The sequence below is a fragment of the Sinorhizobium sp. 6-70 genome (assembly GCF_030124375.1).
Classification (GTDB): Bacteria; Pseudomonadota; Alphaproteobacteria; order Rhizobiales; family Rhizobiaceae; genus Sinorhizobium.
The window spans coordinates 1-19,859 of record NZ_JASKLS010000020.1; the positions used below are offsets into that span (position 1 = coordinate 1).

Sequence of the window (19,859 nt, forward strand, 5' to 3'; positions counted from 1 at the left end):
TATCCTCCACGCGGGCCTAGTCCGGCAACAGGCCGGGCCTCCCAGGCCACTTTTCCGAAGACCGACAGCACCCGGCTGTCATGCAGAGGGAATTGCAACAGGCGTGCCAACTGATCACGGCCCGTGTAGGGGGTCGTGATAGCTGCGCTTTTTGTTCGAGCGAGGGAGCGTACAAAGCAACCCCGTCCCGGAAATCCGCTCCACATCGAACGTTCAATCGGGCGAAAACACACACTCTACTTTATCTACAAACAACCTCCGGCCATTGACGATCTTCTGAACGTCGGTTGCCGCGCCCCAATCGACTACCCAAGTGATACATCTTTGACCTCGGCTAATTGGATGGGCACATCCAGCAGCGATCCGCTCTATCACCAATTGGCGCACATTTGACACCCGAGCAAGCTTGCGCAACTCGCCTCTGCGCTCTCGCGCCGTTTCCTCGGATGACGCAAATAGTGACCGCTCAAATCAGGCATTTGCGGATCGACAAATGCGCCTGAAGACTCGGGAAATCGTCAAGCGATAGTGGGCGGTGGGCCCAGATAGCATCTGATCAAGGTCGGTGGAGATCGAGCTCATAGACGAGGGATCGCTTCGCTCTTGCACGGGTGCGGTCGACGACTAAGCGCCTTTCGTATTGGCTAAGCGCAGTGTCACACCCTCGACAATGTCGGACACAGAACAAGGCGCATGGCTGCTATCTTATTGTTTTAAAACAATGTTGCCGTGCGGCACGATACGTGCTCCATTTCGGCAAAGGCGTTGCCGGAAATCTAATCAAGTCTCGCAAGCTACTGGTGGCCTAGGCGAGGTCAGAAAAAGATCGCGTCCTCGCGCATGTCCTGCAGCATCGGATCTGTCATCCATCGTCGTGAACTCACCCTACGGTCGATCAAAGATTCTGCCGTCTGCGACAACCGCGTGGCTCTTTTTGATTAAGCCGCCTGTCTTGGTAAAGGTACGCAAATGAAAAACAACGAACGCTACCTTGCGCGCCTCGCGCCATTGGCCGCCACCATGATGAAAAATGGCGTTGTCGAACAGATTGGTGCGATCTGCCACCGGTTCGGCGAGAACGGAAGCGTTCAGGTTTTGCTCATTACAACGCGAGACTCTCACCGGTGGACGATACCAAAAGGGTGGCCTATCAAGAAACTGAAACCTCACCGTGTTGCGGAGCGGGAGGCGTGGGAAGAGGCGGGCATTCTAGGAAAAGCGAAAAAACGCCCCTTGGGCTATTACACCTACGTCAAAACACTTGAGAACGGCAGGAAAGTTGTTCCGGTGGTCGCGGCGCACTTGCTCAAGGTGGGTGGAACCCACAGCAAGTTTCCAGAGCGGGGAGAAAGGCAACTCGAGTGGCTTTCGCCGATTGAGGCGGCCTCTCGTGTTCAGGAGCCCGAGTTGAAGGGATTGCTCACGACTGTGTTGAAGAAAATCCCGCTGAAAACTGCAGCCGGTGAAACGTAAAGGGCTCCCGCATAGCTCCAGGGACGGGAGGCATCCTGAGCGTCGGTCCTGACGATTGTCCATGTTCGGCAGTGAGTGGCGGCTGCCATTCTTGATCATCACCGTGTAGCGGCTCTTGCGCTTAACTAGCGAGGTGCCATTGGCGTCGCCGAATTCGCGTCGGAGGATAAGAAGATCGCCCTTCCTGCTCAACGACCAGCAAAAGCAGCGCCGTGTCGGGGTCTCGGGTCTCACGCTCCTGTTTCCGTACGAGACGGCGAGCCCGATCGATGCGCTGGACACCTTCATGGCGCAGAATGCGGCGACGATCCAGGCCCAGCATCCCGCGTCTGTCTTCGATATCCATCCTTCGCGGTTTGCTGCCGCATCGATAGCGATGGACCACCTCGCGGTCGGGGCATTAGTCGGCGGCCGAGATCCGGCGCTAGTGATTCGAATTTCTCCCGCAACTCCTGTGTCAAAGCCCATGCGTCGGCGTCGCTATCAACCACCCGAGGATTGAGCAGCACCAAGAGCTCGGTTCGGTAACTGGTGTGTTCCGTGTTGCGGAATAGCGGTCCAAGCAAGGGAATGCTCTTCAGCCCTGGAAAGCCGCCATTGGCATGCTCCACGCTATCCTGCATCAAACCGCCAATCGCTATCGTATCACCGTCTACTGTCGATACGGTGCTTTGGAGGCGGCGTACCGAAATGATCGGGGACTGAAGATCGGTCAGTGTGTTCTTGTCGGCGGTGCTGACCTCCTGAAAGGTGTCGAGTGTTACACTACCACCTGCGCCGATTCGAGGCGTAACAGCCAAGATTACGCCTGTGTCGCGCAATTCGATGTCGCTCACCACTGGGGAGCCCTCACTCACGGTGGATTGGGATGCTCGCGTCAAAATCGGCACCTGATCGCCCACCTGAATTGTCGCGGTTTGATTGTCGAGAGCCAGAATACGTGGCGCCGATACAACCTTTACGTCTCCAAGCCCACTCAGCGCGTGTAACACGGCGTTGACGTCCGAACCGGGAAATACATACGACAAGCCGCCTTGTGGAACCCCACCCAAGCCCCTAGACGAGAGAAGATAGTCCAGGCCGTATTTCAGGCGCTTGCTCAACCGCACCTCGGCGACAATGGCCTGGATGAGAACCTGTCGAGGCTTGACGTCCAGCCGACGAATTGCGGCCTCGATTGTCCTGTAGTCTTGCGGTGCTGCAATGATCACCAACGCGTTCTGTCCGGTGTCGGCCTGGATGCGCACAGGCCGCGAGAGGCCGAGACTCACTGCTGAAAGAACCGCTTCGTCCTGCGCCTCGTTTGTTAACGCGGATGTGTCCGGCCCTTGGTCCGGAAGGCCGGGCAGGTTGACTGGCAGGCTCGATCGCTTAGATGCGTTACCTCCGACTGAGAGCTCGCCAAACTCTCCCGCGACTTGCGGGGAACCTTTGGTACCGGGTATCTTGGCGCCATAGGCCTGCGCCAGGACATCCGCCACTTCCTTTGCTCTTCGGTTCTGCAGTGGACGTACGTGAATGTTCGTCGTCGCCTCGGATGCGATATCCAGCTTGGCGACAGCCCGACGGACTTGCTTGAGTGACGCAGGATCGTCCGCCACCACAAGGATGCCGTTCAAACGCTCGAGCGCGGCAAACCGGACGCGCTCCGTGCCGTGGCCATTTTGATTGAACAAGAAACCGAGTTCTCGCTCGACCGCGGCTGGACTCGCCTGAGACAGCGTATACACCGCAAACGACTTGTGGAGCATGGCATCATTGTCAAATAGGCTGATTAGTTTGCGTACGGAGCTCACGGCGCCGGGCGGCCCCGTGATGGCGATTCCCCGCTGCCCTGGCGCTGGTTTCAGACGCACGCTCTCTTCGACATTCGGTCGGATTACCTCGATGACTTCGGCCGGATTGACATAGCGAACTGGAATAACTTGAAGTTCGCTTCGGACTCCGCCGGCGAGGTCGGTCAAACGCCCCACCCGAACTCCCTGCTCGACCACCGCCAATCCGTAGCCGTAGGGCCCCAGCGCTTGGTCGAGCAGTCGCGGCACATCGCTAGCAGGCACTTGGCCAGAGGTACGAAGCGTCATTGTCCCACCCACGCCCGGATCAATGATCACAGGCATGCTCATAATATCGCCGACAACATCCTCCACGACTTGCCGAATGTCGGCATTGGTGTAGTCGAGGCTCACGCGCCTGTTCTCCGACATGACCGGCAGCGTTCGTTCCACGGTGGCGGTGACCGCCTCGGCCGGCGGCTGTGCCAGCAGTTCAAAGCCACGTGCTTGCGGTCCCCGCGCTCCACCTAGGGATGGTCCGGACTCAAGCGAGCCGAAGCTTGGCGGCGCGAGAAGGGGGTCAGGTTCAGCAATCGAGTCGAAGTTAGCACACCCGGTAATAAGTAGACAAAACAGCGCCGGCAACGTCCTGCGCGCTGGTGATGGAGGGGGCTCCGCGCTTGGGACGCGCATTGAATCATACTTTCTCTTCACCGCCGCAGTGTACACATGACTGGCACTGTATTTGGGTGAGCGGGAGATCACTGCCTTTCTCGCACTCCTTGAGTGGCTGCCGTGTTTATCGCGTGTTCGCGATAACGGTTTCCTTGGTCTTGTAGTCCTTCGAAAGGAGGTTGGACATCAGTTCAAGAACCTGATTTAATTTATCCAGAAGCCCCTGCAGCCGAATGAGGGCCATCTGGCCTTCGCTGTTGGCGCTATCAATGGCGGCCTTAAGATTGTTGATGGCAGCGTCGAACTCCGACTGCACGCCTGCGTTGTCGTTTTTGATTTGCTCGATGGGAATGCCGTTGTCCAGCATCCACTGATGCACGTCGTGCGTAATACCCTGGAAATCGACGAACTCACCATACCAGACGATTGCGTGTTCATCGGCAGGGCGATTTTTACGCAGCTCAGCCAACGCGGCATTCATGTCTTTCAATAAGTTGTTCCGCATCTGCATGTCATCATGTTCAGCTCGGATTTGCTTCTCGTTGATGTCATACCGCTCCATTAGGATCACCATCATAGTCGCAGACAACGGCAGGCCACGCGGGAGGAGATTGCCTATCTGGATGGCCGAAGTGTAGGGCTGCGACGTTGAGTCGATCATTTTCACTTTCCCCAGATCTCGGTTAATCGTCGTCGAACTGTGCTCGAGAATTTAGCCCATATTGATGATTTTGCTTCTCATTTCGGTATCGGTGCGACGGATTTCAGCAAGTTTCTCGAGAATGTCCTGAATCAACTTTTCGTAGTTTGCGATGAATTCGCTTTCGTCCTCTGCCTGCTCGTGCGCCTTGGTGCTATCCGCCTCCAGCCTCACCTTCTCCTCCTGGAAATGGGTAGCGCCCATGTTCAAGCCGGCGCCGGGCAGCTTTGAGGCTTCCGTTGCGATCGTGCCCATCGCACTCCATCGCATCCCTTCCGTCTGCGCGGCTGTTTGTGCTTGGATGATGGACGTAAAGTTAAACGCCTCCGCCGTGTCACCAGATGGCGGGGCGTCGTGGTTTCCCGGCTGGGTAGACGTAGCGCTTTTGTCGAATAATCCACTTCTGTCCGGAGTCTGTGCCCTGCCTTCAAGGTTACCCTCCGAAAGCCGCGTCGCGGAATTGTCCGCAATCGGCGCCTTGAGCGCACGGTCGTGCGCATTGAATTGCTTTTCAATCTGACGGACGCCCTTGAGGTTCACGCCAGCACCGGCCATAGCACCGCAAGAGATGGCTATCGCACCTAATAACTGGCATACCCCTGAATCGCGAAGCGCTTTGGCCGCCGCTTTCTGCCCAGCCATCTCAGCGTCACGCGCAGCCCATCGGTCCTCTCGAGCCGCCTCGCGGTACTCCCTATTGAGACGGAGGACGAGTGACGCGACTGCTGATATGTCGACCGTCGTAGCGAAGTCCTTCGCCTTCGCCAGCGTGCCTGAGAGCTTCTCTTGGATTGCAAAGTCCGCGAACCGGGGTACATCGGCTCTTGTGGAAATCCCGATTGACGAATCCCGCGCCCGATCGAAGAGATCTGTCCGAGGGAGCGTGATCTCGCCTTCCAACGCGCTAGGCTGGTGGACGGTTGCAAGGGTCGCCATCAAGGGAAGTTGGTGCTGCGCGGTACGGTCCGACAGGTCGTAGTCGCGACCGCCGCTTGCCTGATCAATTGTATCGAGCACGACTGCGCTCCTTAAGCTGAATAGGTGAATGCGACTCCAAGCGGCTGTTAGCCGAAGTGTCGTATGAGGTTCGCGTTGGAGCGGCTTTGTTTCTCAATGGCGTCGGCAACCTCTTGTGTGGTCGTTTCCCTATCGAGGAGCAGGTGACTGATAAACTCCATTTCATCGTCTTGAAGCTGCCTCAGCCTGGCAACAAACCGTCTGATGTCCAACGTTTGCGCCTGCGTATCCGTTGCCTCCTTCTGCTGGACGGCATTCGCTATGCCGGCCCCGGCCCCTCCCAGAGAAGAAATTGCTTCGCCGACTCGAGCGGCACTGGAAACCCGCTGACTGATCTGGACAACCTTGACGGAATTAGACGCCCCCGCCTCCCCGAAGCGGCTCCACAAGGCAGTGGTGCGCAACGCTTGATTTCCAGCTCCACCCACCCCGGCGCCTAGCGTTAGCACCGATATGGCGAATAGAATGCCAATCGTAATGCCCAGGGCCAACTTTTTGGCCTCGCCTTCCTTAATTCCGTCTTTCATGAGGCTCTTCGCAATTGCCTCGGTCATCTTTTCGACAACACCCGTCTCGACAAGTGTCGCGACTCCGACAGTCACTGCTGCTGCGACCACAGACAGAGCCCCGCCGGTCACGACGGCAGCCAAGACAGAGAGCCCAACCGCCAGCCATCCCAGGAATTTCATGGCGTGGGAGCTCTTCTTTGCTTCCGCCAACTTTTTCGCCGTTTCAATGATGTTTGCAGCGATCTTTTTGTGCAATTCTCTTTGCTGCTCACCCCAGTGTCGCGCATCCTGGATGCCCGACGCGACCAGACCGTCGTCCATCTTGGTCTTCAGGGTCAATAACGTGCCAAGGAACTCAATCCCATCCAACGAACGAGGCGCCGGTAAGCTCGGAATAGCATCTGACTTGACAGCGTTTTCGGAAATTGGTGGCGGCACTACGTCGACGCCCTGGGCATTGGCTGGAAAGTCAATAATGGAGGCGTCGACTGGAGGAGCAGTCCCGACTTGTGGTGTTGCTTCGCGAACGACAGTCATCGTAGTGCAGCTATGCATCATCGCCCCCCTGGGTCGCCGCTTCTGATCTGAGCCGATTCAGCATCATTAGAGCGCGTCGGCTGAAAACTGCGTGCTCGGGCTTTCTAGCACTCAGTGCCAAGGCACCCTCGAGTGCGTTGACGGCCGCTGCGGACTGGTCGAGCCTGATGAAACATTCCGCAGCGCGAAGCGGTATCTGCGGATCCTCGCTGTTCAGAAGCGCTGCAAGCCGATAGGCATGCACGGCCCTTTCTGCGTCACCTAGCATCTGGCTCGCAGCAGCCAAAGCGAACCAGAAACGCCCGTCGATGTGTCTGTGCAAGCAGAGGAAGCGAAAGAAATTCAGCGCCTCCTCGTACTTGCCGGAGGAATAGTAGCGGTGGCCAAGCACATAGAGAGCTTCAATCTCCTCATCAGTGATCCCAATGATGGCAGCTAGATCAAGGCGCCCAGCCATGAGCTCAGCGGCGAGCTGTCCCGCCCGCGCCATGTCGGCTGCATCGCCAGCCTTCAAAGGATTAAACTCCGTCGCCGTCATCATTATCAAATCCTCTGTCTCGTCGGCTTAATGCGTGGGACATGCGAATTGGGCGCTGGCGGCACGACGTGGCTTGAAGTCACTGCCTCGCAAGAATACCGGCGTTGAAAATCCTCGTCTTCGGCTTCCATGCATGCGGCAATTGAAGCGGAGCTCATCGCGTTGTCGCCGACCAGTTGCGCGCACCGGGCAAGTTGTTCGCGAGTCTTCCTCAGGAGACTATCTATCTGCACAATTGTCTGTTGCGCACTCTGTATCGTTTCATCGAGGTCCATGAGGCTTCCTACGGCTTGCTATGCCAATGCGACTGTGGCGCAGCATGCTCGAGTACGGACGAACCATCTGCTCTCGGGAACGGGCGGTCAAAGCCTGACCAGCACACGGTCTGTCGATGTTCGGGCCACGCTTGCGACATCAAACCCCAGACATAAACATTTGCTCGCATCATTACTTGAGGCCTTGCAAGGCGCAAAATACTTGATCGCTATGAACACATCGGCGGCCGTTATGAAACGGTGCACTCGATGCCGACTGCTGCGGGAACCTGCCGGTTCCTGGCCCTACAGCGCCGCGCGTCTTTTCAGACGCGCAAAGGACGCTGTATCACTTTGAATTGCTGCATGTTCTTGTCCTTTAATCGGCTACGATTAAAGGCGACATGCAGTAGAGCCAGCTGTTCGGGCACGTGCTGCAAACGATGGCTCCCACTCATAATCCTCGAGACGTTGGGTGAACGCGTCTCGGCAAGAGATTGTCGGTAAGACCATGGCCGGATAGATCCGGTCCGGTTTCTAGTTCAAACCGCTACGAAAAACGCACCCGTCTGAATAGGTCTCGCAGACCGCTTGGCTGATGCGCAGCCGGCCGCTTCAAGCTGTTGTGGGCGGACCGAGCGATGAAACGCGCGCATCGATTATCCATATGCAGCCGGTCTGGCACCATACCGGCATTGTATTTGCGCCGACCGGTTGGCCGAATTAAATGCTCATGAGAGTTGATAGTTTCGACTGGCTTGATTGTCGGCAGAAGCCCCGATCAAGTGCTTACGGACCTGGTCAGCAGCATCGATCTCATAGCCATGCTCTTACCGGCGGGAACCTGGCACGATGGATTTTTCCCTGATGAGGTAAGCGAGCAGATATGGCGTGTATTACTGGCAGGCAACGTACAAACTACGAACCAGGAGAATTTCGGCGTACATGTCTACCTTGTCTGATCTCCGCCGACATCTCGCCGCAACCGCATTCTTGGCTTCCATCACGAACGACGTCGTGCGGGCGAGGCGGATCGCAAAGGGGCTTGACGCAATTGCGCCGGGTAGCCGGGAATGCGTCATTGCTTACGCTTTTGCAGATCTGACGGCAGGCAATATTGAGGCAGCGCTGGAACGTCTCCGTCCTCTTGCCGACGCGAATGACGCATATGGGATGGCGTTTCAAGCCCTGGTTCTTGAGGTCGCAGGGCGCTCAAGCGAAAGCACTACTGTGCTAGGGCGTGTCCCAGGTGGCGACCCCGGCCTCGACGGGCTCCTCTCAGCCTTGGGCAAGACGGTGCCAGCACATACTATAGAACGGAGCATCTGATGAGCAGCGTGCATAAGATCTTCTCGCAAACACTGCCGGCCAAGTTGATGGCGGACACATCGGCCGCATCGATATTGCCAGCTGAATCCATCGAGGCCTTTCGTGCCGCACTCGAGCGGCCAGAAGCGTTGGAACGCGACAACGCTCTACTGATTACCGCTGGCGACGGGTCGAAGGAGAAGGGGCGCGGACCTGACGTCGTTCGCACACCCGATGGCATGCTCGGCGGGATGGAGAACCTGAGCACGAGCCTTACCCACGCCGTTGACGCCACTCGCAGGGCTACAGAACGCTTGAACCCGGGGGAAATCCGCTCGGCTGACTGGCTGCGAGCGCAACTCGCGCTATCGGCCATGACCTTGCAGTACGGCGTTGCGGCCAAGATGGTTGGAAAGGCTACCGAAAGTCTCGATACATTCCTGAAGAGCCAATGAGGGACAATGGTGGGGGTGTCACGTGCATTGAAGCGGGTGGTGGCACCTGTTGTGCTACTCACGCTGGTGAGCTGTGGATCGAAGATAGAGCTCTACCGCGATCTTTCTGCGCGTGAGGCTAACCAAATGCTTGCGTCCCTTCTGCGTCAAGGTATCCATGCCGAACGGGCGACAGACAGCAGGGGTAATGTGTCCCTGTCGGTGCCTACGAAGGACGTGCCGCGTGCTATGGATGTGTTGGATAGTGCTGGGCTGCCTCGCGAACACTTCGCGGATCTGGCGACTCTCTTCAACAAAGAAGGGATGATCTCATCGCCGACAGAGGAGCGTGTGCGCTTTATTTATGGTACGACACAGGAACTCTCTCGGACTTTGTCCAGTATCGACGGCGTGCTCAATGCGCGGGTCCATGCGGTTTTGCCCGAAAACGCGGGTGATGACCTTAATACGGCCTCACCCTCAAGTGCTGGCGTGCTCGTCCGTTACAAACCTGGCGCTCCGATTGATCAGATCGTGCCGAAGATCAAGGAATTGGTCGCAAATAGCCTGGAGGGTCTGTCCTACGATCGGGTCTCGGTCGTCCTGGTTGAGGCTCACCAGGACGATGCCTCGGTGGGTCCCGTCGATGGGGCTGCCTCGCCGACGGAAGGCAGCGACCAATTCTACCTTTTGATGGGGCTCGCAGCCGGCATGGCGGTGTTGCTAATTGGCAATGTCGCGCTTGCATTACTCCTGTGGCGGCGGCGCTTCCGCCGCACGCCCGTTGGGGCGGCGTCATGAATTCAAAAAACGAAGCGAACAAACCAGCTATAACCGCGACGAGCTCGCGAGCGACTTCGGATGACTGGCTTAACGCGCCATGGGCGGGGGCGCTGATGCGCTGCATTGCCGATCCTGCTGCCGATCTCGATATCGCTATCGCGAGTGATTGGCCCGACTGGATGCCCCTGGGTACCGCTACCCTGGGTACCGCTCTGGCCGACCCGTTCATCCGCGTGAAACTTGGACGCTGGCTGCTTCGCGAACAATGTACAGCTCCGTCTGCCATTATTTCGGCCAGCGATGCACAACGCGCGCGGCTCGCTCTATTGCCGGCGCCGGACGCCGTGCGCCTCATGTGTCTGGCCGGCGCTTGGATCGGTGTGCCCAGTCTCTTGGGCCTTCTTCGGAACGTCGATGTTGAGGCGGCGCGCGCGATCCTTGGAGAAGAGGCTGTCGCATTCGCTTCGCATGCTGCACTTCTGCCGCGACCAACGGTCGAATTGATGTCGGCGCTCGGCGCTTCAAAGACGCCGAGCGAGCCTGGTGCATTGCTCCACTGCGGTGCGGCGATGTTCGGCCTTGCGATTGGCGGCATCCCACCGATGCTGCGGGCCCGACTGAGATTGCGCCGCCCTGCGTCGATCTGGATGACGGCGGCGGACGCCTGCCGCAACGACACGGCTGGCGAGGACGCGTTTCGTGCCATGCGGCGCCTGGTCCGAAAATCGATGCCAACATGGTCGCACTGGTTCAACTGACGTCCGGAGCGGTCGGCATTCTCGGCCCGGGGCGGATCTTGCCGGCGGCGAGCGCGCAGGCGATGGTGGACGCCGAGCAACTGCTCGATCGGGCGCGACGCGAGGCGGACGCGCTCACTGCTGCAGCGCGCGAGTCCGCGACCACGATCGAGACGGCAGCCAAAGAGGCGGGGTTGAAAGCAGCGCAAGCGGAAATCCAGGATCGTTTGGCTGCAATCGCCTTGGGGTCACTGCGGATCATGGAGCAGAATGAACAGCGGATTGTAGACATGGCCTTGCACATCGCACGCCGGATTATCGATACCGTCGCGCCGGAGAAAGCGGCAGTGGATATTGCTTTGCAGAGTCTGAGATTCGTTGGCGAGAGCTCTGTTGTCCGGTTGCGCGTAACACCATCGCTTGTTGAAACGGTTCGCAAACGGTTGGACGAGCTCCTTCCGGCAATGACATCGCGGTCCATCGTCGAAGTGGTTCCCGATCCGTGCGTCAATGATGCCGGGTGCATCCTTGAAACTGATGCTGGACTGGTCGACGCCACGATCGAAGCGCAGCTGGCGTTGATCGAAAGCGGCCTGCGGAACAGCCTGGGAGCCTCTGTCAGGTGATGCCCAAGCCGCCCGAACCGCTGCCAGCAGCAGCCTTCAATAATTCTTCGCAGGACTACATCGAACGCTTCTTCCAGCTTGCGGGCAGGGAGGTTGCCCAGACATCAACGATGCGGCTCCGCGGTCGTGTTCTTCAGATTGTTGGAACGATCATCCGTGCCACGGTCCCCGGCGCCCGCATCGGCGACCTGTGCATGCTGCGCAACCGCGAAAACCACTTCGAGCTATCAGCGGAAGTCGTCGGCGTTCAGCACGACATCGCCATTCTGACGCCGCTTGGGGAGTTGCAGGGACTTTCTACCCGCACCGAGGTGATACCGCTTGGGAAGCCTCTGATGGCTCCAGCAGGCTGGAACCTGCTCGGCCGGATACTTGACGGTCTCGGGCGCCCTCTTGACGAGCCCACCCATGGCCCTTTGCTTTCAGAGACCCGCGTGCCGGTACACGGCGACGCGCCGGATCCCCTGAACCGGCGGATGATCGACAACGTTCTTCCGCTGGGTGTACGCGCACTCGACGGTCTTTTGACGTGCGGCGAGGGGCAGCGCATGGGAATTTTTGCCGCAGCGGGCGGCGGCAAGAGTACACTGTTGTCGATGTTGGCGCGCGGCGCAGCGGTCGACTTGACGGTGGTAGCGTTGATTGGCGAGCGTGGCCGAGAGGTGCAGGAGTTCATCGAACACAATCTCGGCGCACAAGCGCGATCGAGATCGGTTCTCGTCGTTGCCACATCCGACCGTCCCGCCGTGGAGCGGGTGAAGGCGGCCTACGTGGCCACGGCAATCGCCGAATGGTATCGCGATCAGGGACAGCGTGTGCTGCTTCTTATGGATTCAGTAACCCGGTTTGCGCGCGCGCAGAGGGAGATCGGTCTCGCTGCAGGTGAACCGCCCGCACAGCGTGGTTTCCCGCCATCGGTCTTCGCGACTTTGCCGCGGCTCGTGGAACGGGCCGGAAACAACGACTGCGGATCGATAACGGCCTTCTATACAGTGCTTGTGGAGGGCGATGACATGGCCGAACCCGTGGCCGATGAAATCCGTTCTGTCGTGGATGGCCATATTGTGCTCTCGCGCACTCTGGCGATGTCCAATCACTATCCAGCCATCGACATCCTGGCAAGTGTCAGCCGGGTCATGAGCACGATTGTCTCTTCGCGGCATGAGAAGCTGGCAGGTAGGCTGCGGGAGCTCATGGCGAAATACCAAGAGGTGGAACTACTAATACGCGTCGGAGAATACAAGCAAGGAGCAGATCCTCTCGCCGATACGGCTATCGCGAAGATAGACGATATACGAAGTTTCCTGCGACAGTCGAGGAGAGAGCAGATCGGCTTCCAAACGATGCTTCACAAGCTCACCGCGTGCCTGGCATGATTCCCAAGGCGGTACATCAACTCCTTGAGTTGAAGCAATTGCGGCGTCGCCGTGCCGAAGAGACGCTACAAGTACGGCACTCAGCCCTTGGCAAAGCTGCCGCAGCTGTCGATACCGCTCTGATGGAGCTGCGTACCTGGCAGCAAGAGCGCCCCCGTCGAGAAGCCGCGTTATACGATGCGTTAATCGGGGAAACTGTCGCTGTCAGCGATCTTGAGGAGGTGAAGGCGAAAATAGCCTCGCTGCACGAGTACGAACAGCTGCTCGAGAGGCGCCTTGAGGCGGTCCTGACGGAAGGCCACCAAAGGCTGCAGGCACGTGAAGAGGCGCACAAGGCAGCACGTGATGCAAACCGCGAGGCGGTTAAATTCGAGAATTTGGTTCGAAGCCTCCACGCCGGCGACACCGCGGAAGAAGAGTGGGCCGCGGAGTTAGAATTGTAGGATCTTGTCGAGGAGCGAGACTGTGACTCGGTATCGATATGGCGTTGCTTAACACTGCGACCTGGCCGGGCTCCGCATTCTCCAGCACCCTTTGGTGCAATATCGGAACCGTGCCGCCGATTAAAACAGCGCGACCATTTTGTTGCGAAGGGGCGCTCAGTCCATGCCACATGGGACAATACAACATACGAAAATCATTAATATAAGCGAGTTGCGTAAAAGAGAGGTGGCGCAGACCAGCCCGTCAAAGTGACGGATGCCGCGAGGAACGGGGCATTGCGGTTGGTGTTCCATGGCCTACCTTGTTGTTTGGTCAGCGTCATCTCAGGCGCAAGCTCCGCATAGCACCGCGTAAGGTCCTCCTTGGCTCCAGGATCTTTCGGGCCGAATCGCTGAGCATCCTCGCTGCGACGGGCATAACATCTGCAGCTGGCCCAATACTGAAATCGTATTTGCTTCCAGCCACAATGGGGGCGATGGTCTGCAACGAAAATCCCCTTCCTTCAGTCGTGTAGGGATTGACCAATATAAGCTTCGCGTGGTGGCGGGTGCAGGGGACCGCTGAGAGATACCATTGTGGTTCGGCACCTCTTCGTCATTAGTGTCCTGTCCAATTACTTCCACAGTCGGCAAATCAGGTCATCCACTATCACTGCGATGAACGTCGGCGTCAGTGGAGACAGTTTGATGCGAGAACGCCCGTTGGCAATCAATGCTCGAATCTCGGCCGTCACGCAATGCGGCCATTCCGCCTGCTCAGCGGGAGGGGTCCCTGCGCCGAAAAGCGTGCATTTGCGGGATGTCGAACGGTTCTCGCAAAAGTTCGAAGAGGGGAAGAAGGACACATGCGAGTTGGCCGAGGATGCCCCGGACTACAAGATCCGCGGTGATCAACATGATTCGGCGGAAAACGGGAGTGCCGCACTCCTCCTTTCCTTGCTTGCCACCTCGCTCGACAGTGCCGTGCTGAATGCCGTGGAGCGTCTGGGATCGGCCAAGCAGCCGTCTCGGTCAGCCGAACTCGCTGAGTTGGCCCAAGCAATAATCGAGCACATTTTGGTCGGTCAAGACGAAGTCGGCGATAGCGTCGTGCACATCGTGCTGAGGGGCGAGGTGTTTGGCAACACGCATGTGACCATCAGTTGTCGCCCCAACGCCCTGAGAGTTTACATCCGATCCGAACGGCTTCGGCACCTCCTGAAGTCACACGGCCATGCTTTTGCGTGCGACTTGTCCAATCAGCTCGGCGTACATGTCGCGGTTGCGGTATGCGGTAACAGCCCAATCTTTGAGGAACAAGGCGGTAATTGCCGATCTCGCGGGTGGGAGCCAGTACTGCACTTTGTCGCTGAGAAGAGTACATGATTGATCTTCCCTGCTATGTCCCGCGTGAGGCTGCCGACGTGTCCCGTCTTGCTACCCGACTGCCGGTCGCTTTCAACCTTGCGGGCATCAATGTCGAAGCTATCATGCCGGGATTGGCACTGCCGCGCCTCCCACCGGACTACTACCGAGCAGTGATGCGCGTATGCGGTCACAATATTCGCGTCGCAGTCGACTCGTCGCTCCTCCCGCCCATGGCGGTCAAACATTGGCCCGAAGTGACTGCGCTGCCTCTCAACGACCCCTTGCGGGAACTACTGTTCGACATCGTGCTTCGAGATGTCGCTGTCCAGGTGGAACAATGGTGCGGTAGGCGGCCCATCTGGGCCGCATCCGAGATCACCGAAGCGCTTCCCCACGCATTTAAGGTCGTTCGCCAGGACGGTCCAGGCGACCTCCTCGGCCTGGTAGAGTTCGATGCCGACGGGCTGCATTGGATCGCCGACTGCTGCTCAGCGCTGCCCGTCGTGTGCGCCGTCGTCGATCACATCCGCCTTTTTCTCTCTCTGCTAATCGCCCGCATCAATCTTACCCTGGCGGATCTGCAGCAACTCGCGTCCGGTGACGTCATCCTGCTGGATAACACACCCGTTTCCCCTGACGGCGCCATGACTGTTTTGCTATTTTGCTCTGACAATCCTCGCTTTCGCGCCTCCATTCTGAATGGCCATCTTACCGTCCTTGCAGCAGTGGATCCCGTAATGGATAGACCTGACTCACTCCCACCGGAAACCCTCGACAGCATCAACTTGCGAGTTGACGTCGATGTTGGACAGCTGACCATGCCGTTCAGGCAGGTTCGCGAACTCGCTGTCGGACAGGTACTGGATCTAGGTTTTGATGCCACAGCCAATGTTAGCTTGCGCATCAATGGACAGGTGGTCGCAACCGGAGAACTGGTGCGTATCGCCGAGCGGACAGGTGTGCGCGTGGTGGACATGCGCTTACCGCGGGCAGAACCATGAACGGGTTGCCTGATCCCCTTATGCTGATCGCGCTGCTCGGCGCCATCGCGGTCATCCCCTTCATTGCGATTACCGTCACTTCTTATGTGAAGCTCGTCGTCGTATTTGGACTGGTACGCAATGCGCTCGGCGTTCAGAACATACCGCCGAACATGGCCCTGAATGCGCTCGCGATCCTACTCTCCGTTTATATCATGCAGCCAGTGGTCAAGAGCGTGTATGAAGCAGTGAGCGATAAGCCGATCGTGTTCGAAAATACGCGGGAGCTGAGCGAAACGATGATACTTGCTGCCGAGCCAGTGCGTAATTTTCTCCAGAAAAACACATCGCGGCAGGAACGACAGTTCTTCGTCAATGCGAGCCGGCAATTATGGAAGAAGCAGGACGGCGCTTCGGTAACTGACACGGATTTCCTGGTTCAGATCCCGGCCTTCCTCACATCCGAACTGGAGGACGCGTTCAAGATCGGTTTCTTATTGTTCCTACCCTTTGTTGTCATCGACCTCGTCATTTCGAACATTCTTCTGGCAATGGGCATGATGATGGTCTCGCCCATGACGATATCGTTGCCATTCAAGCTGTTCTTGTTCGTTGCCGTGAATGGCTGGCAGCGCCTGATCCACGGCCTCGTCTTGTCTTACGCGGGGTCAGCGTCGTGAACAGCGCCACTCTCAGCACCACCGCGATCGAGGCGCTCACCCTGACACTGGTCCTGTCGATGCCGACAATCCTGGTTGCCGCGGCGGTGGGGCTGATCGTCAGTGTCTTACAGGCCCTGACCCAAGTTCAAGAGCAGACACTTCCTTTCGTGGTAAAGCTGATAGGCGTGAGTCTGGCACTGGTCGTCACCGAGAGCTGGTTCGGTGAGCTTAATCGCTATACGATCAAGATCTTCGACAAGATCGGCGCGGTGTGAGTTCGATTGAATGCCTTCCCTGTGCGCATCTACGAAGGTGAGCGCAGTGACCCCACTTGATCATCTCGACTGATCCACTCCATGTCGCCACTCGATCCAACTCAGTTGCATATTGCCCTCGTTGTGTTTGCGCTTGCGATGGCGCGTACGTCGGGGATGATGTTGATCACGCCCATTTTCGGACGCGGCATTGTTACTGGGCTGGCGCGCAACGGCATCATCATTTCATGGGCGCTTCCGGTCATCGCATATGCTTGGAGAACCAAGCCTGCGAACCTCGACGTCATGCACCTTTTACCAATCCTGGGTCTTTGTCTTAAGGAACTGGTCGTCGGACTCGTATTAGGGATGCCAGTTGCCACGATCATGTGGGGTGTGGAGGCCGCAGGTACGTTCATTGACAACCAGAGAGGCGCCACGATGGCAAGCCTCCTCAATCCCGCAACCGGGAACCAGGCCTCGCCGCTCGGGGCCTTGTTAGCACAGCTTTATGTCACATGGCTCTTCGTCACCGGTGGCTTCTCCACTGTCATTGCCATACTCTACGGTTCCTATGACGTCTGGCCTCTGTGGCGCTTCCAACCCGCGTTCGGTCCGGCATTCGTCACCGAAATTTTACGCCTCGCGGACGTCGTCATGCTGCTCACATTGCTTCTGGCTGGTCCAGCCATCGTTGCCATGTTCCTCAGCGAACTGGGCTTGGCACTGATGAGCCGGTTCGCGCCGCAGCTGCAGGTCTTCTTTCTCGCCATGCCGGTCAAGAGCGCAGTCGGTCTTTTTCTGCTGATCCTTTCACTCACGAATGTACTGACCACCGCCGACAAGCACGTGCCCTCGGCTGTCATGATCTTCAACCACGTCGCCACATGACATGACAGGTAAAAAGACCGAAAAGCCGACCCCCAAGCGACTGCGGGACCTACGAAAAAGGGGTCAGGTCTCCCAGAGTAAGGAAGTCGTAAACGCGGCAGTGACCATTGGTTTCTTCGCCTTGTTTTTCGGCTCGTTGTCCGGCATCGTAGACCGACTTAAGGCAATGATCCTGAAGCCTATCCCGTTTGTGGAAGGGGACTTTCTCATTGTCTCGCGACAGCTCCTCGAAATCTACGTCGGTGAAGCAGCAAGTGTGGTCGCACCTTTCCTCGGTGTCGTCCTGGTGATCGGAGTAGGTGCTTACGTCCTGCAGAACGGAGTTGTCTTCTCGCCCGAGGCGGCCGCGCCATCGCTCAAAAAGCTCAGGCCCAGTCAGAATATCAAGAGAATCTTTTCGCTGCAGAATCTCGCTGACGTTTGTAAGTCGATCGTAAAGGTGTTGATGCTCGGTTTAGTTCTTGTGTCTGTACTGAATGAAGGTGTGCAGGCACTCGTTTGGACGCCGAGCTGCGGTAGAGGTTGCCTCAGCGCAGTTACAAGTAACCTGCTGCTTAAGATCGCAAGCTATGTAGGGTTAAGTTATATTTTAGTGGCAATTGTGGACTTCGCATTCCAGCGATGGCAGTTCACGAAAAAAAATATGATGTCGAGGGATGAGGTGAAGCAAGAACTGAAGGAAAGTGAAGGCAACCCTCTCACCAAAGGCCGACGCAAGCGGTTCCATACGCAGTTGCTTGCTAAGGACATGATTGACCCGTCGCGCAGAGCGACCGTTTTGATTACCAATCCCACGCACATTGCAGTAGCGATTTACTACGACCGGCAGCATACCCCCTTACCCATCATTGAGGCCCTCGGTACCGATCTCATGGCGCAGCGAATGATCGATGCCGCGGTCGCTGCCGGAGTGCCGGTGTTGCGAAATGTTCGACTGGCACGCGCGCTCCTAGAGGACGGCCTTGTCGATGAGTATATTCCGTCGCACCTGATTGAACCTCTCGCGGCGGTCCTTCGGGCGCTGGGGACGCTGGCGGCCGATGCCGGCAGCCCATTGCGTTAGTCTCATTCGAGTTCAAATATTTGAAGACATGCTGCCTCCGGCCTATCCGCAGATCTCTTGGCAGCGATATGCCTGAGATATGGGGCGATATCGAACAACTATTTGTCTTGTTCACAGTAAGCTTTATCTGTCGGGTGCGTTAGGCGCGGCGCAATGAGGGTTCCCGTCGATTTCAATGTCTTGCTGTCAAGACGCGTCATCACAAGGAGCGGGCTCCCTTAGATATTCCCTCCGGGCCGGACATATCGCGCTTGAAACAGAGCGACCGAATTTCCTCTTAATGGAGGCGAAACAATGCCCGATCGAGCAGGATTTCCCCCGACGCTTGCGACGCTCTTGGAGCAGGCAAAGGAAGAGCGGACTTTTGGATTTTCTGAGTTGATGGAGGTGAAGAAGCGCGCCGAACGCAAGATCTCGCGGGAGCGTCTGGCGCAGTGTCCCAGCACGAATGAAGAGTTCAATGCTTGCTTCGAACGGTTGGAATATTTCAATCGTGCCGACCCGGAGGCGCTATTGCGTGGTGTCCGCGGCGACAATTCCGCGTATGGGAATATTCGGCTCGATGCAGGCCATGGATCCACGGACCCCCCATATGCCGATCTAGCACTCGATCCGGCGGCGCGAGAATTATACCGCGAAGGCCCCGGCCAGCTTGCCGACCGCACCGGCAAGGCCCAGCGCACGGCCGAGCAAGAGGTAGCTGTCTGGGCTGGTCCCAACATACCGGGCGAGGCAGATGAACAGGCGTGCGGCGATCAACAGGTCGCCGGCGAACTGCGCAATTTCTGCCGAGCAACAGTCTCGAGCGCTTCAGCGCTAGGCCGACTATATAAAACAATCTTCAAAAACCTTGGCGCCGAGGGGTTCGCGCAGCGCATTGCCTTCTTGACGCGTGCGCTCGGCGAAGACATCCGCTCAGCCGGTCCCTCTGTCGAGCCCGTGCAGTTACATTGCATCCTTGTAGGACTGACGGCGCTCCGTGTGCTCGACAGCGTGCATGAGCGCTGCGGCGAAATGATCATGCGGATACGGCGGCAGAGCCAGGTCGACATGACCCCTACTGCGGTGATGCAGCAGCTATTGCCGTTTGTCGGGGACGTTCTGCCCGGGCCCTCGAACGTCAATTTTATTCCGGAGCGACTCGGAATCTCGCCCGACCGACTGGATGTCCAAATTGCGGTACTGCGCGAATCGCGTGATCTCCTCGCATTGATACCGACTTGTGTTTACCGCGATTCGGAGACGCGAACAGCAGCGCTAAGGGCGATGCAGCAAGCAATGGACATCCGCATTGAACAGGAGGAAAGCGCATGAATGGCAAGATCGGCTTCTGTTCGAGGACGGGGCTCATGCCCAAGGCCGCGAAGGCGTGGTTGTCCCTTCGGGCGGCGCACATTGCGAAACCAGATCACATTTGTCCAGCGACGCGGGTTGACCTGCTCAACCAGACGCGGCGCGATTTTATCTGAGAGGCGTG

At 57.7% G+C, this 19,859-nt stretch carries 20 protein-coding genes and 1 pseudogene; 15 read left to right on the plus strand and 6 right to left on the minus strand.

Going from position 1 to position 19,859, the window contains the following annotated elements:
* Positions 1–969: 969 nt before the first annotated feature.
* Positions 970–1,473: an NUDIX hydrolase gene (locus tag QN222_RS27345; protein WP_284005679.1), complete on the plus strand. Its 504-nt coding sequence runs from the start codon at positions 970–972 to the stop codon at positions 1,471–1,473.
* Here QN222_RS27345 and QN222_RS27350 read toward each other — a convergent pair.
* The 6 genes and pseudogenes from QN222_RS27350 to QN222_RS27375 all read right to left on the minus strand — a co-directional run.
* Positions 1,460–1,656: pseudogene (locus tag QN222_RS27350) on the minus strand (IS30 family transposase); the annotation flags it as partial. The gene QN222_RS27345 and the pseudogene QN222_RS27350 overlap by 14 nt on opposite strands.
* A gap of 101 nt (positions 1,657–1,757) precedes the next feature.
* Positions 1,758–3,662 (minus strand): secretin N-terminal domain-containing protein, encoded by a 1,905-nt coding sequence (locus QN222_RS27355; protein ID WP_283965652.1) that lies wholly within the window; start codon positions 3,660–3,662, stop codon positions 1,758–1,760.
* 385 nt (positions 3,663–4,047) lie between these two features.
* Positions 4,048–4,584, minus strand: a complete 537-nt coding sequence (locus QN222_RS27360; RefSeq protein ID WP_283965653.1) for a hypothetical protein — start codon at positions 4,582–4,584, stop codon at positions 4,048–4,050.
* A 51-nt stretch (positions 4,585–4,635) separates the two neighbouring features.
* Positions 4,636–5,640 carry a hypothetical protein gene (locus QN222_RS27365; RefSeq protein WP_283965654.1) on the minus strand — a complete coding sequence of 335 codons (1,005 nt, stop codon included), beginning with the start codon at positions 5,638–5,640 and terminating at the stop codon, positions 4,636–4,638.
* Positions 5,641–5,687: 47 nt separating this feature from the next.
* Entirely contained in the window at positions 5,688–6,686 is a 999-nt protein-coding gene (gene sctE, locus QN222_RS27370) for a type III secretion system translocon subunit SctE (protein WP_283965655.1), read from the minus strand.
* 10 nt (positions 6,687–6,696) lie between these two features.
* Positions 6,697–7,227, minus strand: coding sequence for a SycD/LcrH family type III secretion system chaperone (locus QN222_RS27375; RefSeq protein ID WP_283965656.1), 531 nt, complete (start codon positions 7,225–7,227; stop codon positions 6,697–6,699).
* Between the two features lie 1,579 nt (positions 7,228–8,806).
* Here QN222_RS27375 and QN222_RS27380 point away from each other — a divergent pair.
* From QN222_RS27380 to QN222_RS27445, 14 genes are all read left to right on the plus strand, one after another.
* Positions 8,807–9,241, plus strand: coding sequence for an EscI/YscI/HrpB family type III secretion system inner rod protein (locus QN222_RS27380; protein WP_283965657.1), 435 nt, complete (start codon positions 8,807–8,809; stop codon positions 9,239–9,241).
* Between the two features lie 15 nt (positions 9,242–9,256).
* Entirely contained in the window at positions 9,257–10,021 is a 765-nt protein-coding gene (gene sctJ, locus QN222_RS27385; protein WP_283965658.1) for a type III secretion system inner membrane ring lipoprotein SctJ, read from the plus strand.
* The gene (locus QN222_RS27390; RefSeq protein ID WP_284005680.1) at positions 10,018–10,761 is read left to right on the plus strand and encodes a hypothetical protein; all 744 of its coding nucleotides are present in this window, start codon (positions 10,018–10,020) and stop codon (positions 10,759–10,761) included. The genes sctJ and QN222_RS27390 overlap by 4 nt, the downstream gene beginning before the upstream one ends.
* The gene (locus tag QN222_RS27395; RefSeq protein ID WP_284005681.1) at positions 10,740–11,366 is read left to right on the plus strand and encodes a FliH/SctL family protein; all 627 of its coding nucleotides are present in this window, start codon (positions 10,740–10,742) and stop codon (positions 11,364–11,366) included. The genes QN222_RS27390 and QN222_RS27395 overlap by 22 nt, the downstream gene beginning before the upstream one ends.
* Entirely contained in the window at positions 11,366–12,742 is a 1,377-nt protein-coding gene (sctN, locus tag QN222_RS27400) for a type III secretion system ATPase SctN (RefSeq protein WP_283965034.1), read from the plus strand. The genes QN222_RS27395 and sctN overlap by 1 nt, the downstream gene beginning before the upstream one ends.
* Positions 12,739–13,185 (plus strand): YscO family type III secretion system apparatus protein, encoded by a 447-nt coding sequence (locus tag QN222_RS27405; RefSeq protein ID WP_283965035.1) that lies wholly within the window; start codon positions 12,739–12,741, stop codon positions 13,183–13,185. The genes sctN and QN222_RS27405 overlap by 4 nt, the downstream gene beginning before the upstream one ends.
* 687 nt (positions 13,186–13,872) lie before the next feature.
* Complete coding sequence (locus tag QN222_RS27410; RefSeq protein WP_283965036.1) at positions 13,873–14,550, plus strand: hypothetical protein; 678 nt, start codon at positions 13,873–13,875, stop codon at positions 14,548–14,550.
* The gene (locus QN222_RS27415; RefSeq protein WP_283965037.1) at positions 14,547–15,533 is read left to right on the plus strand and encodes a FliM/FliN family flagellar motor switch protein; all 987 of its coding nucleotides are present in this window, start codon (positions 14,547–14,549) and stop codon (positions 15,531–15,533) included. The genes QN222_RS27410 and QN222_RS27415 overlap by 4 nt, the downstream gene beginning before the upstream one ends.
* Positions 15,530–16,192: a type III secretion system export apparatus subunit SctR gene (sctR, locus tag QN222_RS27420; RefSeq protein ID WP_283965038.1), complete on the plus strand. Its 663-nt coding sequence runs from the start codon at positions 15,530–15,532 to the stop codon at positions 16,190–16,192. Before QN222_RS27415 ends, sctR begins: the two co-directional genes overlap by 4 nt.
* On the plus strand, positions 16,189–16,449 hold the full coding sequence (gene sctS, locus QN222_RS27425) for a type III secretion system export apparatus subunit SctS (protein WP_283965039.1): 261 nt from the start codon (positions 16,189–16,191) through the stop codon (positions 16,447–16,449). Before sctR ends, sctS begins: the two co-directional genes overlap by 4 nt.
* A gap of 81 nt (positions 16,450–16,530) precedes the next feature.
* Positions 16,531–17,319, plus strand: coding sequence for a type III secretion system export apparatus subunit SctT (gene sctT, locus QN222_RS27430; protein WP_283965040.1), 789 nt, complete (start codon positions 16,531–16,533; stop codon positions 17,317–17,319).
* A gap of 1 nt (position 17,320) precedes the next feature.
* Positions 17,321–18,382 carry an EscU/YscU/HrcU family type III secretion system export apparatus switch protein gene (locus QN222_RS27435; protein WP_283965041.1) on the plus strand — a complete coding sequence of 354 codons (1,062 nt, stop codon included), beginning with the start codon at positions 17,321–17,323 and terminating at the stop codon, positions 18,380–18,382.
* A gap of 294 nt (positions 18,383–18,676) precedes the next feature.
* The gene (locus tag QN222_RS27440; protein ID WP_283965042.1) at positions 18,677–19,696 is read left to right on the plus strand and encodes a TyeA family type III secretion system gatekeeper subunit; all 1,020 of its coding nucleotides are present in this window, start codon (positions 18,677–18,679) and stop codon (positions 19,694–19,696) included.
* Positions 19,693–19,851 carry a hypothetical protein gene (locus QN222_RS27445; protein WP_283965043.1) on the plus strand — a complete coding sequence of 53 codons (159 nt, stop codon included), beginning with the start codon at positions 19,693–19,695 and terminating at the stop codon, positions 19,849–19,851. The genes QN222_RS27440 and QN222_RS27445 overlap by 4 nt, the downstream gene beginning before the upstream one ends.
* The last annotated feature ends 8 nt before the right edge of the window (positions 19,852–19,859 follow it).

Coding starts and splice junctions, on each gene's coding strand:
- QN222_RS27415 (WP_283965037.1), top strand. CDS start 14,547: ATGATTGATCTTCCCTGCTATGTCCCGCGTGAGGCTGCCGACGTGTCC.
- QN222_RS27390 (WP_284005680.1), top strand. CDS start 10,018: ATGAATTCAAAAAACGAAGCGAACAAACCAGCTATAACCGCGACGAGC.
- QN222_RS27440 (WP_283965042.1), top strand. CDS start 18,677: ATGCCCGATCGAGCAGGATTTCCCCCGACGCTTGCGACGCTCTTGGAG.
- sctT (WP_283965040.1), top strand. CDS start 16,531: ATGTCGCCACTCGATCCAACTCAGTTGCATATTGCCCTCGTTGTGTTT.
- QN222_RS27395 (WP_284005681.1), top strand. CDS start 10,740: ATGGTCGCACTGGTTCAACTGACGTCCGGAGCGGTCGGCATTCTCGGC.
- sctR (WP_283965038.1), top strand. CDS start 15,530: ATGAACGGGTTGCCTGATCCCCTTATGCTGATCGCGCTGCTCGGCGCC.
- QN222_RS27435 (WP_283965041.1), top strand. CDS start 17,321: ATGACAGGTAAAAAGACCGAAAAGCCGACCCCCAAGCGACTGCGGGAC.
- QN222_RS27445 (WP_283965043.1), top strand. CDS start 19,693: ATGAATGGCAAGATCGGCTTCTGTTCGAGGACGGGGCTCATGCCCAAG.
- sctE (WP_283965655.1), bottom strand. CDS start 6,686: ATGACTGTCGTTCGCGAAGCAACACCACAAGTCGGGACTGCTCCTCCA.
- QN222_RS27345 (WP_284005679.1), top strand. CDS start 970: ATGAAAAACAACGAACGCTACCTTGCGCGCCTCGCGCCATTGGCCGCC.
- QN222_RS27405 (WP_283965035.1), top strand. CDS start 12,739: ATGATTCCCAAGGCGGTACATCAACTCCTTGAGTTGAAGCAATTGCGG.
- QN222_RS27410 (WP_283965036.1), top strand. CDS start 13,873: ATGCGAGAACGCCCGTTGGCAATCAATGCTCGAATCTCGGCCGTCACG.
- sctN (WP_283965034.1), top strand. CDS start 11,366: ATGCCCAAGCCGCCCGAACCGCTGCCAGCAGCAGCCTTCAATAATTCT.
- QN222_RS27380 (WP_283965657.1), top strand. CDS start 8,807: ATGAGCAGCGTGCATAAGATCTTCTCGCAAACACTGCCGGCCAAGTTG.
- QN222_RS27360 (WP_283965653.1), bottom strand. CDS start 4,584: ATGATCGACTCAACGTCGCAGCCCTACACTTCGGCCATCCAGATAGGC.
- QN222_RS27375 (WP_283965656.1), bottom strand. CDS start 7,227: ATGATGACGGCGACGGAGTTTAATCCTTTGAAGGCTGGCGATGCAGCC.